This is a genomic window from Streptomyces winkii, assembly GCF_032248595.1.
GTDB classification, from domain to species: Bacteria; Actinomycetota; Actinomycetes; order Streptomycetales; family Streptomycetaceae; genus Streptomyces; species Streptomyces winkii.
Genome location: NZ_JASTTH010000001.1, coordinates 147260 through 161762 on the forward strand (window position 1 = coordinate 147260; position 14503 = coordinate 161762).

General features: G+C 70.2%; 12 protein-coding genes. All 12 read left to right on the forward strand.

The window, feature by feature from the left end; genetic code table 11:
* Positions 1–13: 13 nt before the first annotated feature.
* Genes QQM67_RS00690 through QQM67_RS00745 form a run of 12 tightly spaced genes read left to right on the forward strand, consistent with a single transcriptional unit; the run spans position 14 to position 14500 of the window.
* Positions 14–568: a NuoB/complex I 20 kDa subunit family protein gene (locus QQM67_RS00690; protein ID WP_028437888.1), complete on the forward strand. Its 555-nt coding sequence runs from the start codon at positions 14–16 to the stop codon at positions 566–568.
* Positions 565–1332, forward strand: coding sequence for an NADH-quinone oxidoreductase subunit C (locus QQM67_RS00695; RefSeq protein WP_314171439.1), 768 nt, complete (start codon positions 565–567; stop codon positions 1330–1332). Before QQM67_RS00690 ends, QQM67_RS00695 begins: the two co-directional genes overlap by 4 nt.
* A complete protein-coding gene (locus QQM67_RS00700; protein WP_314171440.1) occupies positions 1332–2669 on the forward strand; it encodes an NADH-quinone oxidoreductase subunit D in 1338 nt (445 codons plus the stop codon). Before QQM67_RS00695 ends, QQM67_RS00700 begins: the two co-directional genes overlap by 1 nt.
* Positions 2666–3574, forward strand: coding sequence for an NADH-quinone oxidoreductase subunit NuoE (gene nuoE / locus QQM67_RS00705; protein WP_314171441.1), 909 nt, complete (start codon positions 2666–2668; stop codon positions 3572–3574). Before QQM67_RS00700 ends, nuoE begins: the two co-directional genes overlap by 4 nt.
* Complete coding sequence (gene nuoF / locus QQM67_RS00710) at positions 3574–4920, forward strand: NADH-quinone oxidoreductase subunit NuoF (protein WP_314171442.1); 1347 nt, start codon at positions 3574–3576, stop codon at positions 4918–4920. Before nuoE ends, nuoF begins: the two co-directional genes overlap by 1 nt.
* Positions 4917–7451, forward strand: a complete 2535-nt coding sequence (locus tag QQM67_RS00715; protein WP_314171443.1) for an NADH-quinone oxidoreductase subunit G — start codon at positions 4917–4919, stop codon at positions 7449–7451. Before nuoF ends, QQM67_RS00715 begins: the two co-directional genes overlap by 4 nt.
* A 41-nt stretch (positions 7452–7492) precedes the next feature.
* A complete protein-coding gene (gene nuoH, locus QQM67_RS00720) occupies positions 7493–8899 on the forward strand; it encodes an NADH-quinone oxidoreductase subunit NuoH (RefSeq protein ID WP_314172188.1) in 1407 nt (468 codons plus the stop codon).
* Entirely contained in the window at positions 8892–9668 is a 777-nt protein-coding gene (gene nuoI / locus QQM67_RS00725) for an NADH-quinone oxidoreductase subunit NuoI (RefSeq protein WP_314171444.1), read from the forward strand. The genes nuoH and nuoI overlap by 8 nt, the downstream gene beginning before the upstream one ends.
* A 2-nt stretch (positions 9669–9670) precedes the next feature.
* Entirely contained in the window at positions 9671–10633 is a 963-nt protein-coding gene (locus QQM67_RS00730) for an NADH-quinone oxidoreductase subunit J (RefSeq protein WP_314172189.1), read from the forward strand.
* Complete coding sequence (gene nuoK / locus QQM67_RS00735; protein ID WP_028437880.1) at positions 10630–10929, forward strand: NADH-quinone oxidoreductase subunit NuoK; 300 nt, start codon at positions 10630–10632, stop codon at positions 10927–10929. Before QQM67_RS00730 ends, nuoK begins: the two co-directional genes overlap by 4 nt.
* Positions 10930–10942: 13 nt before the next feature.
* A complete protein-coding gene (gene nuoL, locus QQM67_RS00740; protein ID WP_314171445.1) occupies positions 10943–12832 on the forward strand; it encodes an NADH-quinone oxidoreductase subunit L in 1890 nt (629 codons plus the stop codon).
* 3 nt (positions 12833–12835) lie between these two features.
* Positions 12836–14500: an NADH-quinone oxidoreductase subunit M gene (locus QQM67_RS00745; RefSeq protein WP_314171446.1), complete on the forward strand. Its 1665-nt coding sequence runs from the start codon at positions 12836–12838 to the stop codon at positions 14498–14500.
* The last annotated feature ends 3 nt before the right edge of the window (positions 14501–14503 follow it).

Below are 14503 nucleotides of genomic sequence, written 5' to 3' on the forward strand. Positions count from 1 at the left end.
GGGCAGGTACGCAATGGGACTCGAAGAGAAGCTGCCGAGCGGCTTCCTGCTGACCACCGTCGAGCAGGCCGCGGGCTGGGTGCGCAAGTCGTCCATGTTCCCGGCGACCTTCGGACTCGCCTGCTGTGCCATCGAGATGATGACGACGGGCGCCGGGCGCTACGACCTCGCCCGCTTCGGCATGGAGGTCTTCCGCGGGTCACCGCGCCAGGCCGACCTCATGATCGTGGCGGGCCGCGTCAGCCAGAAGATGGCTCCCGTGCTGCGGCAGGTCTACGACCAGATGCCCAACCCCAAGTGGGTCATCTCCATGGGGGTCTGCGCCTCGTCGGGCGGGATGTTCAACAACTACGCGATCGTGCAGGGCGTCGACCACATCGTGCCGGTCGACATCTACCTGCCCGGCTGCCCGCCGCGCCCCGAGATGCTCCTGGACTCGATCCTCAAGCTGCACAAGCACGTTCAGGGCGAGAAGCTCGGCGTCAACCGCGAAGAGGCGGCCCGCGAGGCGGAGGAGGCGGCGCGCAAGGCGCTCCCGACGATCGAGATGAAGGGGCTCCTTCGGTGAGCGAGCAGAACAACAGCGAGGGCGGCAACGGAAACGGGGAGAGCGCGAACGGCTCCGTGCCCGCTCCCCGTCAGGACCCCGGCGAGATCATCGGCGTCCGCCGCGGCATGTTCGGCGCCGAGAACGGCGGCGACACCTCGGGTTACGGCGGCCTGGTCCGGACGGTCCGGCTTCCCGGCGCCAGCCGGCGCCCGTACGGAGGCCCTGGCGGCGGAGCCGGCCACGGGGACTTCGACGAGATCGCGGACGAACTCGAGGGCGCGCTGGAGGAGCAGGGCCTGCCCCCCGCCGAAGCCATCGAGAAGACCGTCGTCGACCGCGGCGAGTTGACCTTCCACGTGGCGCGCGAACACCTCGTCCAGGTCATGCGGACGCTCCGGGACGACCCGGCGCTCCGCTTCGAACTGTGCACCGGCGTGACCGGCGTGCACTTCCCGGGCGACAAGGGACGCGAGCTGCACGCCGTCAACCACCTGCGTTCGATCACCCACAACCGTGTGATCCGGATCGAGGTCAGCGCGCCGGACGGCGACCCGCACATCCCCTCCGTCGTCGAGGTCTATCCGACCAACGACTGGCACGAACGCGAGACGTACGACTTCTTCGGCATCGTCTTCGACGGCCACCCGGCTCTGACGCGGATCATGATGCCCGACGACTGGCAGGGCCACCCGCAGCGCAAGGACTACCCGCTCGGCGGCATCCCCGTCGAGTACAAGGGCGCCCAGATCCCGGCTCCCGACCAGCGGAGGTCGTACAGCTGATGAGCACGCCAACATCCCCCCACGCACCCGCGGGCATCCGCGAGACCACCGAGGGCACCGTCTACGACGTCACCGGCGGCGACTGGGACGAGGTTGCCGCTGCTGCCGCCAGGAGCGACGACGAGCGGATCATCGTCAACATGGGCCCGCAGCACCCGTCCACGCACGGCGTGCTCCGGCTCATCCTCGAGATCGACGGCGAGACCGTCACCGAGGCCCGCTGCGGAATCGGCTACCTGCACACCGGCATCGAGAAGAACCTCGAGTACCGGACGTGGACGCAGGGCACGACGTTCGTGACGCGCATGGACTACCTCACGCCGTTCTTCAACGAGACGGCGTACTGCCTCGCGGTGGAGAAGCTGCTCGGCATCGAGGGCGACGTCCCGGACCGCGCCAACGTCATCCGCGTCCTGCTGATGGAGCTGAACCGGCTCTCGTCGCATCTGGTGGCCATCGCCACCGGCGGCATGGAGCTGGGCGCCACCACCGTCATGATCTTCGGCTTCCGGGACCGCGAACACGTCCTGGACCTCTACGAGTTGATCACCGGCCTGCGGATGAACCACGCTTTCATCCGGCCCGGCGGCCTCGCCCAGGACCTCCCGCCCGGCACGGTCGACGCGCTGCGCGAGTTCCTGAAGAAGATGAAGAAGAACCTGCCCGAGTACGACGCGCTGTGCTCCGGCAACCCCGTCTTCAAGGCCCGCCTCCAGGACGTCGGTTACCTCGACCTGGCCGGATGCATGGCGCTCGGCGCCACCGGACCGATCCTGCGCTCCGCGGGGCTCCCGCACGACCTGCGCAAGTCGCAGCCGTACTGCGGTTACGAGACGTACGACTTCGAGGTGCCGACCGTCGACACCTGCGACTCCTACGGGCGCTTCCTGCTGCGCCTGGAGGAGATGCGCCAGTCGCTGCGCATCATCGAGCAGTGCATCGACCGGCTGGAGCCCGGCCCCGTCATGGTCGGCGACAAGAAGATCGCCTGGCCCGCGCAGCTCGCGCTCGGCCCCGACGGTCTCGGCAACTCGCTGGACCACATCAAGAACATCATGGGCACCTCGATGGAGGCCCTGATCCACCACTTCAAGCTGGTCACCGAGGGCTTCCGGGTCCCGCCGGGGCAGGCGTACGCGGCGGTGGAGTCCCCGAAGGGCGAACTCGGCGTGCACGCCGTGAGCGACGGCGGCACACGCCCGTACCGCGTGCACTTCCGCGACCCCTCCTTCACCAACCTCGAAGCCATGGCGGCGATGTGCGAAGGCGGCCAGGTCGCCGACGTCATCGTCGCGGTGGCGTCCATCGACCCCGTGATGGGAGGCGTCGACCGATGACCACCGCGCCCGGCAGTGCCCGAGAACAAGGCTCCGCCCCCGAGGCACCCATGCTCGGCATCCCCGCGATGCCCGCGCCGGACTACCCGGCCGACGTACGAGAGCGGCTGGAGCCGGACGCACGGGAGATCATCGCCCGGTATCCCGACAGCCGCTCCGCGCTGCTGCCGCTGCTGCACCTCGTGCAGTCCGAGGAGGGCCATGTCACGCCCACCGGGCAGCGCTTCTGCGCCGAGATGCTCGAACTCACCACGGCCGAGGTCAACGCCGTCGCGACGTTCTACTCCATGTACCGGCGCAAGCCCTCCGGCGACTACCAGGTGGGCGTCTGCACCAACACGCTCTGCGCGGTGATGGGCGGCGACGCCATCTTCGACGACCTCAAGGAGCACCTGGGCGTCGGCAACAACGAGACCACCGAGGACGGCAAGGTCACGCTGGAGCACATCGAGTGCAACGCGGCCTGCGACTACGCGCCCGTCGTGATGGTCAACTGGGAGTTCTTCGACAACCAGACGCCCGAATCGGCGCGGAGGCTCGTCGACGACCTGCGCGCCGGACGCGAGGTGGCGCCCACCCGCGGGGCGCCGCTGTGCACGTTCAAGGAGACGGCGCGCATCCTCGCGGGCTTCCCCGACGAGCGTCCCGGCGCGGCCGAGGCCACCGGCGCCGGCGGCGACCCCTCCCTCGCGGGGCTGCGGCTGGCCAGGGGCGAGGCGCCGCGCGGCCGGCTCGCACACCCCCTCGGGCCTCCCGGCCCGCAGGACCAGCCGGTGCCGCTCCCGGGCGAGGAAGCCCCGGAGAGCCACCCCAGTTCGCACGATCTGCCCCAGTCGACGTCCGCGTCGGATCCGGACAGTCCCGCGGGCCCGGTCCGGTCCGAGCCGGGTGAGGAGAGCGAGTGATGGCGACGGAATCACCGGAGAAGCTGCTCACTCCCGTCCTCTCCGCGCACTGGGACGAGCCGGAGGCGTGGACGCTGGAGGCGTACAAGCGGCACCACGACGGATACGCCGGGCTGACCAAGGCGCTGGCCATGCCGCCGGACGACGTCATCGCGTACGTCAAGGACGCAGGGTTGCGCGGCCGCGGCGGCGCGGGCTTCCCGACGGGCATGAAGTGGCAGTTCATCCCGCAGGGCGACGACAAGCCGCACTACCTGGTCGTCAACGCCGACGAGTCGGAGCCGGGCACGTGCAAGGACATCCCGCTGATGTTCGCCAACCCGCACTCCCTCATCGAGGGCATCGTCATCGCCTGCCACGCGATCCGCTCCTCGCATGCCTTCATCTATCTGCGCGGCGAGGTCGTGCCCGTACTGCGGCGGCTGCACCTGGCCGTGCGCGAGGCGTACGAGGCGGGCATCCTCGGCAAGAACGCGCTCGGCGAGGGCAAGGACCTGGAGCTGACCGTGCACGCGGGCGCCGGCGCGTACATCTGCGGTGAGGAGACGGCGCTGCTGGACTCCCTGGAGGGGCGGCGCGGACAGCCGCGGCTGCGCCCGCCGTTCCCGGCCGTCGCCGGCCTCTACGCGTGCCCGACCGTCGTGAACAACGTCGAGTCCATCGCGTCGGTGCCCGCCCTGATCAACAGGGGCAAGGAGTGGTTCCGCTCGATGGGCAGCGAGAAGTCCCCGGGCTTCACGCTCTACTCGCTCAGCGGGCACGTCGCCAACCCCGGGCAGTACGAGGCGCCGCTCGGCATCACGCTGCGCCAGCTGCTGGAGATGAGCGGCGGCATGCGCCCCGGCCACCGGCTGAAGTTCTGGACGCCGGGCGGCTCTTCGACGCCGCTGCTCACCGACGAGCACCTCGACGTGCCGCTCGACTACGAGGGCGTGGGCGCCGCCGGCTCGATGCTCGGCACCAAGGCGCTCCAGTGCTTCGACGAGACGACCTGCGTCGTACGGGCCGTCACCCGCTGGACCGAGTTCTACGCGCACGAGTCCTGCGGCAAGTGCACGCCCTGCCGCGAAGGCACGTACTGGCTCGTCCAGTTGCTGCGCGACTTCGAGGCGGGCAAGGCGACGAAGGCCGACATCGACAAGATCGACGACATCCAGGACAACATCAACGGCAAGTCGTTCTGCGCTCTCGGCGACGGTGCCGCCTCCCCGATCTACTCGTCGCTCCAGTACTTCCGCGAGGAGTACGAGCAGCACATCGACGGGGGCGGCTGCCCCTTCGACCCGGCGAGGTCGGTCATCTGGGCCGACCACCACCAGACCGCTCACCCGGAGGTGAAGGCGTGACAGTCACCACAGACGCGAAGACCTCCTCGGGGGGCGAGGCGGACCGTCCGCCGGAGGACCTGATCTCGCTCACCATCGACGGCGCAGAGATCTCCGTGCCGAAGGGCACGCTGGTCATCCGCGCCGCCGAGCAGCTGGGCATCGAGATCCCGCGCTTCTGCGACCACCCGCTCCTCGACCCGGTCGGTGCCTGCCGCCAGTGCATCGTCGAAGTCGAGGGCCAGCGCAAGCCGATGGCGTCCTGCACGATCACCTGCACCGACGGGATGGTCGTCAAGACGCATCTCTCCTCGCCCGTCGCGGAGAAGGCACAGCGCGGCGTGATGGAGCTGCTGCTCATCAACCACCCGCTGGACTGCCCCGTCTGCGACAAGGGCGGCGAGTGCCCGCTCCAGAACCAGGCGATGTCGACGGGCTCGGCCGACTCCCGCTTCGAGGGCGCCAAGCGCACCTTCGCCAAGCCGGTGCCGATCTCGGACCAGGTCCTGCTGGACCGCGAGCGGTGCGTGCTGTGCGCGCGCTGCACCCGCTTCTCCAACCAGATCGCGGGCGACCCGATGATCGAGATGCTGGAGCGCGGCGCGCTCCAGCAGATCGGGACGGGCGAGGGCGACCCCTTCCAGTCGTACTTCTCGGGCAACACCATCCAGATCTGCCCGGTGGGGGCGCTCACTTCGGCGGCGTACCGCTTCCGTTCGCGCCCCTTCGACCTGGTCTCCTCGCCGTCCGTCTGCGAGCACTGCTCGGGCGGCTGCGCGACCCGTACGGACCACCGGCGCGGCAAGGTCATGCGGCGCATGGCGGGCTACGACCCCGAGGTCAACGAGGAGTGGATCTGCGACAAGGGCCGCTTCGCGTTCCGCTACGCGCAGCGCCCCGACCGGCTGACCACGCCGCTCGTGCGCGGCGAGGACGGCGAGCTGGCCCCGGCGAGCTGGCCCGAGGCGCTGGAGGCCGCGGCCCGCGGGCTCGCCGGCGCGCGCGGACGGGCCGGAGTGCTGACCGGCGGCCGGGTCACCGTCGAGGACGCCTACGCGTACGCGAAGTTCGCGCGGGTCGCGCTCGGCACCAACGACATCGATTTCCGGGCCCGCGTCCACTCCCGCGAGGAGGCCGAGTTCCTGGCGTCCACCGTCGCCGGCCACGGCAAGGACCTCGACGGTGCGGGAGTCACCAACGCCCTGCTGGAGGCGGCGCCCGCCGTGCTGCTCGCCGGCTTCGAGGCCGAGGAGGAGGCGCCCGGCGTCTTCCTGCGGCTGCGCAAGGCCATGCGCAAGCGCGGCCAGCGCACCTTCTCCCTCGCCTCGTACGCCACCCGCGGTCTGGAGAAGGCGGGCGGCACGCTGCTGCCCGCCGCGCCCGGGACCGAGACCGAGTGGCTCGACGCCCTCTCAGGGCGGGTCGGACTCGACGAGACCGGCGAGGCCGCGGCCGACGCGCTGCGCGCCGAGGGCGCCGTGATCGTCGTCGGGGAGCGGCTGGCCGCGGTGCCCGGTGCGCTGACCGCCGCGGTGCGTACGAGCGCCGCCACCGGCGCCCGGCTGGTGTGGATTCCGCGCCGCGCCGGTGAGCGCGGCGCCATCGAGGCGGGCGCGCTGCCGACGCTGCTGCCGGGCGCACGCCCCGTCTCCGACGCCCGCGCCCGCGACGAGGTCGCGCGAGCCTGGGGCCTGGCCGAACTGCCCTCGGCGGCGGGCCGGGACACAGCAGGCATCGTCGACGCCGCGGTCGACGGCGAGCTGGCGGCGCTGGTCGTCGGCGGCGTCGAACTCGCCGACCTGCCCGACCCGGCGCGTGCCGCGCAGGCGCTCGACGAGGTGGGCTTCCTCGTCAGCCTGGAGCTGCGGCCCAGCGAGGTGACGGACCGCGCGGACGTGGTCCTGCCGGTCTCCGCCGTCGTCGAGAAGGCCGGCACGTTCCTCAACTGGGAGGGACGGGCAAGGCCGTTCGAGGCGTCCCTCAAGGCGGACCAGATGACGCGCCGCCACGTACAGCCGGACGCACGCGTGCTGCACATGCTCGCCGACGCCCTCGACGTACATCTGGGCCTGCCGGACGTACGGACGATCCGCGGCGAGATCGACAGGCTCGGCGGATGGGACGCGGAGCGCTCCACCGGCTCCTTCGCCCGCGGCGCCGGCTCCACCGGCACCGCGTCCTCCACGCCCCAGGCCGGCAAGGGCGAGGCGGTGCTCGCCGGGCACCGGCTGCTGCTCGACCAGGGCCGGCTCCAGGACGGCGACGAGGCGCTGGCCGGCACGAGGCATCCGGCGCGCGCCCGGCTCTCCAGGGCCACGGCCGCGGAGGCGGGCGTCGCGGACGGCGATGTGCTGTCGGTCTCCGGGCCGCTCGGCAGCGTCCAACTCCCGCTGGAGATCACGCAGATGCCGGACCGGGTCGTGTGGCTTCCGCTCAACTCGACGGGCGGCGGCGTCCAGGCGGACACGGGGGCGCTCCCCGGTGAGCTGGTCCGCATCGCGGCGGGACCCGGGCCGCGCGACAGCGCCGTACACGAGGAGGTGGGCGCGTGAGCGCGCTCTCTGACGTTCAGCAGTCCCCCGCTGCCTTCGGCGTGGGCGGTACCCCCAGGTTCCTGGCCGACGAGGACCTGTCCGTCTTCGGCCACGACCCGATCTGGCTGATCGCGCTCAAGGCCGTCTTCTGCTTCGCGTTCCTGATGGTCACCGTGCTGATCTCCATCGTCATGGAGCGCAAGGTCGTCGCGTGGATGCAGCTGCGCATCGGCCCGAACCGGCACGGCCCGTGGGGCATGCTCCAGTCGCTCGCCGACGGCATCAAGCTGATGCTCAAGGAAGACGTCGTCGTCAAGGGCGCCGACAAGGTCGTGTATCTGCTCGCACCTGTGCTGGGCGCCATCCCGGCGTTCATGGCGATCGCCGTGATCCCCTTCGGGCCGCCCGGCAACGAGGTGTCCATCTTCGGGACGCGCACGGCGATGCAGCTGACCGACCTTCCGGTGGCGGCGCTGTACATCCTGGCCACCGCCTCCATCGGCGCGTACGGCGTCGTCCTCGCCGGCTGGTCGTCGAACTCGACGTACCCGCTGCTCGGAGCGGTCCGCGCCACCGCGCAGGTCATCAGCTACGAGATCGCGATGGGCCTGAGCTTCGCCGCCGTCTTCCTCTACTCCGGCTCGATGTCGACGTCGGCGATCGTGGACGCGCAGGGGGACACCTGGTTCGCGGCGCTGCTGCCGGTCTCGTTCCTGATCTACATGGTCTCGATGGTCGGCGAGGCGCACCGGGCGCCGTTCGACATGCCGGAGTCCGAGGGCGACCTCGTCGCCGGCTATCAGACCGAGTACAGCTCGATCAAGTTCGCGCTGTTCATGCTCGCCGAGTACGTGCACGTGGTGACGCTCTCCGCCCTCGCGGCCACCCTCTTCCTGGGCGGCTGGCGGGCGCCGGCGCCGATCTCCACGTACTGGGAGGGCGCCAACCACGGCTGGTGGCCGCTGCTGTGGTTCTTCCTGAAGACGGTCCTGCTGATCTTCTTCTTCGTCTGGATCCGCGGCACGCTCCCGCGTGTGCGCTACGACCAGTTCATGAAGCTGGGCTGGAAGGTCCTCATCCCGATCTCCCTGGTGTGGCTGATGCTCGTCGCCACCGTGCGGGCGATGCGCAACGAGGGTTACGACTTCGCCGGGATCGTCTACTGGGTCGCGGGCGCGGCCCTCGCGATCCTGCTGATCTCCTTCGTCGTCGACGTCTTCCGCGGACGCAAGGAGGAGGCGGAGGAGGCCGCCAAGGCCGAGGCGGACCCGGAGGTCTTCGATCCGATGGCGGGCGGCTTCCCCGTACCGCCGCTGCCCGGTCAGACGCTGCCGCCGGTGCCGCGCCGCCGCTCGCGCCACGACCACGCGCTGGTCGGTCCGTCGGGCGCGGAGTCCGCGGACGAGGCGGGCGCGGAAGGGCAGGCCGCCCAGAACTCTGACGGAAAGGAGGCCGACGGTGCCTGAGAACGACGACCAGGGGTTGCATCCCAAGACCCCCCGCAGCTCCGTGGCCGGCTTCGGCGTGACCTTCAAGGACATGTTCAAGAAGCGGCTGACCGAGCAGTACCCCGAGTACAAGAAGCCGACGGCACCGCGCTTCCACGGCCGCCACCAGCTCAACCGGCACCCCGACGGCCTCGAGAAGTGCGTCGGCTGCGAGCTGTGCGCCTGGGCCTGCCCCGCCGACGCCATCTACGTCGAGGGCGCGGACAACACCGACGAGGAGCGCTACTCGCCGGGCGAGCGCTACGGCCGCGTCTACCAGATCAACTATCTGCGCTGCATCCTGTGCGGCCTGTGCGTCGAGGCGTGCCCGACCCGCGCGCTGACGATGACGAACGAGTACGAACTCGCCGACTCCTCCCGCGAATCGCTCATCTACACCAAGAAGGAGCTGCTCGCGGGCCTGGAGGAGGGCATGGTCGACTCTCCGCACGCCATCTACCCCGGCATGACGGAGAAGGACTACTACCGGGGCCTCGTGACCGAGGCCGCCCCCGGCACCGTGCCGCAGCACGCGACCGACAGCGGCGATCCGCAGGAGTCGGCCCGCGACTTCGGGTCGGCGGAGCCCGCGGCCCAGCCGCTGGTGACCGACGCCCCCGCCGGCTCGGACGCCGACGGCGTCGACCCGTCCTCGCGGGACGCGGCCTACGCCGACACCGGCGCCGAGGGCACCGCCGTACGGGCCGAGGGCAACCGCTCCGGGAACGACTCGAAGGAGGGGCGGTGACCATGCCCGCGCTGCCCGCCATGGCGTCCTCGACGGGGGAGTTCACCCTTGCCGCGACGTCCACCTCGACGGGGGAGACGGCCGCGTTCTGGGTGCTGGGCACGATCGCCGTGCTCGGCGCGCTCGGGACCGTACTGCTGCGCAGGGCCGTGCACTCGGCTCTCTGCCTCGCCGGGACGATGGTGATCCTGGCGCTCTTCTACCTCGCCAACGGCGCCTACTTCCTCGGCATCGTGCAGATCGTCGTCTACACCGGCGCCGTGATGATGCTCTTCCTCTTCGTGCTGATGCTGGTGGGTGTGAGCGCCGCCGACTCGCTCAAGGAGACGCTGAAGGGCCAGCGCTGGCTCGCCGCCGCCTGCGGCCTCGGCCTCGGCATCCTGCTCGTCTCCGGTCTCGGACAGGCCGGGGTGCACACCTTCCAGGGGCTCGGGGCGGCCAACTCCGGCGGGAACGTGCCGGCACTGGCCACGCTGCTGTTCACCAAGTACGTCGTCGCCTTCGAGGTGGTGGGCGCGCTGCTCACCGTCGCCGCCGTCGGCGCGACGCTGCTGACGCACCGCGAGCGCATCGAGAAGTCCAAGTCGCAGCGCGAACAGGCTGAGGAGCGCGTCAGGAAGGGCACGCAGCTGCCCCCGCTTCCCGCGCCCGGTGTGTACGCGCGGCACAACGCCGTCGACCGCCCGGGCCTGCTGCCCGACGGCACTCCGTCCGAGCTGACCATCAGCGCCACGCTGCGCCGGCGCGGCCAGGTCCGCGAGGTCGGTCCGGAGGCGCTGCACCGCGTGGCCGCGCTGGAGCAGCGCACCGCCGACAGCCACGGCCAGGCCGAGCACGGCCGGATGTACGGCGAACCCCACGACCCCGAGCGGGACGTGGACGACGCCGACGACGCGGGAGAGGGCGGCCGTGAGGCCCGCAAGGCCCGCGACGGAGAGGCCCGGGAAGAGGAGGCCGCCAAGTGAGCCCCGTCAACTACGTCTATCTCGCGGCGGTGCTGTTCACCATCGGCGCCGCAGGAGTGCTGATCAGGCGGAACGCGATCGTGGTGTTCATGTGCATCGAACTGATGCTGAACGCGGCGAACTTGACCCTGGTCGCCTTCTCCCGCATCCACGGCAATCTCGACGGCCAGATCATGGCGTTCTTCGTCATGGTCGTCGCCGCGGCCGAGGTCGTGGTCGGCCTGGCGATCATCGTGATGATGTACCGCTCCCGTCACTCGGCCTCGGTCGACGACGCCAGCCTGATGAAGCTGTAAGGGGTACGAACCAGTGGAGTCATTGATCGGACTGCTCGTCGGCTTCCCGCTGCTGGGCGCTGCGGTGCTGCTGTGCGGCGGCAGGAAACTCGACCGGACCGGGCACTGGCTGGGCGTGCTGTTCGCCGGGGCCTCGTTCGTCGTCGGCGTCGTCCTCTTCGCCGCCATGCTCGGCAAGCCCGCCGACGGACGCACCCTGCACCAGCACCTGTTCACGTGGGTGCCGGTGCAGAGCTTCCAGGCGGACGTGGCCTTCCAGCTCGACCAGCTCGCCATGACCTTCGTGCTGCTGATCACCGGTGTGGGCTCGCTGATCCACATCTACTCGGTCGGCTACATGGAGCACGACGAGGGCCGCCGCCGCTTCTTCGGCTATCTCAACCTGTTCCTCGCGGCGATGCTGCTGCTCGTCCTCGCCGACAACTACCTGCTGCTGTACGTCGGCTGGGAGGGCGTGGGCCTCGCCTCGTATCTGCTCATCGGCTTCTGGCAGTTCAAGCCGAGCGCGGCGGTCGCGGCGAAGAAGGCGTTCCTGGTCAACCGCGTCGGCGACGCGGGCCTGGCCATCGCGATCTTCCTGATGTTCACGACGTTCGGCAGCTTCTCCTTCGGGGCCGTGCTGAGCAACGCGACGGACGCGAGCGAGGGCAAGCTGACCGCGATCGGGCTGATGCTTCTGCTCGCCGCGTGCGGCAAGTCGGCCCAGGTGCCGCTCCAGTCCTGGCTCGGTGACGCGATGGAGGGTCCGACTCCGGTCTCGGCCCTCATCCACGCCGCGACCATGGTGACCGCGGGCGTCTACCTCATCACCCGCTCCGGCGCGATCTTCAACGGGGCGCCGGACGCGCAGCTCGCCGTCGTGTGCGTCGGCGCGGTCACGCTGATCTTCGGTGCGATCGTCGGTTGCGCGAAGGACGACATCAAGAAGGCGCTCGCCGGCTCGACCATGAGCCAGATCGGCTACATGGTGCTCGCGGCCGGACTCGGCCCGATCGGCTACGCGTTCGCGATCATGCACCTCGTCACGCACGGCTTCTTCAAGGCGGGGCTCTTCCTCGGAGCAGGCAGCGTGATGCACGGCATGAACGACGAGGTCGACATGCGCAAGTACGGCGGCCTGCGCAAGTACATGCCGGTCACGTTCGTGACGTTCGGCCTGGGATACCTCGCCATCATCGGCTTCCCCGGGCTCTCCGGATTCTTCTCCAAGGACCAGATCATCGAGGCCGCGTTCGCCAAGGGCGGTACGCAGGGCTGGATCCTCGGCGCAGTCACGCTGATCGGCGCGGCCATCACCGCGTACTACATGACGCGCGTGATGCTGATGACGTTCTTCGGCGAGGAGCGCTGGCGCGGCCAGGAGAAGGAGCCGCACCCGCACGAGTCCCCGAAGGTCATGACGATCCCGATGATCGTGCTCGCCGTCGGATCGGTCTTCGCGGGCGGCCTGTTCAAGGCCGGTGAGTCCTTCGTCCACTGGCTGGAGCCGGTCACGCAGTTCGAGCACGGGCACTCGCCCCTCTCGGCGTCCGCGGTGACGGGGCTGACGATCGTGGCGCTGCTGCTCGGCGTCGCGGGGGCGTGGCTCCAGTACGGGCGGCGGCCGGTGCCGTTCCTGGCGCCGCGCGGCAGCCTGCTGACCCGCGCGGCCCGGCGGGACCTGCTCCAGGACGACTTCAACCACGTCGCCCTGGTCAAGCCCGGCGAGTATCTGACGCGCGGACTCGTCTACGCCGACAACAAGGTGGTCGACGGCGCGGTCAACGGCACCGCCGCCGCCTTCGGCGGTCTCTCCGGACGTACGCGCCGGGTCCAGAACGGTTTCGTCCGCTCGTACGCGGTCTCGATGTTCGGCGGCGCGGCGATCCTGGTCGCCGCGACCCTGCTGATGAGGGCGGTCTGAGTCATGTCTGTAGCAAACGCAGGATTCCCCCTGCTGACGGTCACGGCCGCGCTGCCCGCGGCCGGCGCGGTCGTCACCGCGGCCGTGCCCGCCGCCAAGCGGGCCGCCGCGAAGTGGGTGGCGCTGCTGTTCTCCGTGGCGACGCTGGTCTCCGCGCTGATCGTGCTGGCGCGCTTCGACCCGGGCGGCTCCCGCTACCAGCTCACCGAATCGCACGCCTGGATCTCGGACTTCGGCGTGCGGTACGAGCTGGGTGTGGACGGCATCGCGGCCGTGCTGATCACCCTGACCGCGCTGCTGCTGCCGTTCATCATCGCGGCGGCCTGGCACGACGCGGACGAGCTGGAGCCCGCCCGCCCCAACCGGCGCTGGCGGCCCACTCAGGGCTTCTTCGCGCTGATGCTCGCCACCGAGGCGATGGTGATCATCTCCTTCGTCTCGACCGACGTCTTCCTCTTCTACGTCTTCTTCGAAGCCATGCTCATCCCGATGTACTTCCTCATCGGCGGCTTCGGCGACCGCGCGCACGCGGCGGGCGAGGAGGAGGCCGCGAAGCAACGCTCGTACGCGGCTGTGAAGTTCCTGCTCTACAACCTCGTCGGCGGTCTCGTCATGCTGGCCGCGGTGATCGGGCTCTTCGTCGTCACCTCCGACCAGCTCGGGGAGGGCACGTTCTCGCTCCAGCAGATCGCTCAGGCCCGCGCCGACGGCGATCTCACCATGGGCACCAACATCGAGCGGCTGCTCTTCCTCGGCTTCTTCTTCGCGTTCGCCGTGAAGGCGCCGCTCTTCCCGCTGCACACGTGGCTGCCCAACGCGATGGGCGAGTCGACCGCTCCGGTGGCCGTGCTGATCACCGCCGTCGTCGACAAGGTCGGCACCTTCGCGATGCTCCGCTTCTGCCTCGGCCTCTTCCCCGAGGCGAGCAAGTGGGCCACGCCGGTGGTGCTCGTACTGGCGCTGATCAGCATCCTCTACGGTGCGCTGCTGGCCGTCGGCCAGCGCGACATCAAGCGGCTGATCGCGTACGCCTCGATCTCCCACTTCGGCTTCATCATCCTCGGCGTCTTCGCGATGACCAGCCAGGGCCAGAGCGGCGCGACGCTCTACATGGTCTTCCACGGCGTCTCCACCGCGGCTTTGATGCTCGTGGCCGGCTTCCTCATCAGCCGCCGCGGCTCGCGGCTCATCGCGGACTACGGCGGTGTGCAGAAGGTCGCGCCGGTGCTCGCAGGGACGTTCCTCGTGGGCGGTCTGGCGACGCTCTCGCTGCCGGGGCTGGCGCCGTTCGTCAGCGAATTCCTGGTGCTGGTGGGCACGTTCAGCCGGTACCCGGTCGCGGGCGTCGTCGCGACGGTCGGCATCATCCTCGCGGCGCTGTACGTACTGCTGATGTACCAGCGCACGATGACCGGCCCCGTGGAGAAGCCCGAGGTGCGGGCGATGCCGGATCTCCGGCTGCGTGAACTGGCGGTGGCGGCACCGCTCGTGGCGCTGCTCATCCTCCTCGGGGTCTTCCCGCAGCCTCTGACGAAGATCGTCGACCCGGCCGTGGAGCACACGCTGTCGGACGTACGGCAGAAGGACCCACGACCGGAACATCACGTCGCCGAGATGGGCTGGTTCGACTACAAGCCGGCAAAGCACGCCGGAGGTGACCACGAGTGAGCG

Bases quoted from the DNA above. Each gene is read 5' to 3' on its own strand.
- QQM67_RS00690 (WP_028437888.1), top strand. From the start codon at position 14: ATGGGACTCGAAGAGAAGCTGCCGAGCGGCTTCCTGCTGACCACCGTC.
- QQM67_RS00700 (WP_314171440.1), top strand. From the start codon at position 1,332: ATGAGCACGCCAACATCCCCCCACGCACCCGCGGGCATCCGCGAGACC.
- nuoE (WP_314171441.1), top strand. From the start codon at position 2,666: ATGACCACCGCGCCCGGCAGTGCCCGAGAACAAGGCTCCGCCCCCGAG.
- nuoF (WP_314171442.1), top strand. From the start codon at position 3,574: ATGGCGACGGAATCACCGGAGAAGCTGCTCACTCCCGTCCTCTCCGCG.
- QQM67_RS00730 (WP_314172189.1), top strand. From the start codon at position 9,671: ATGCCCGCGCTGCCCGCCATGGCGTCCTCGACGGGGGAGTTCACCCTT.
- QQM67_RS00745 (WP_314171446.1), top strand. From the start codon at position 12,836: ATGTCTGTAGCAAACGCAGGATTCCCCCTGCTGACGGTCACGGCCGCG.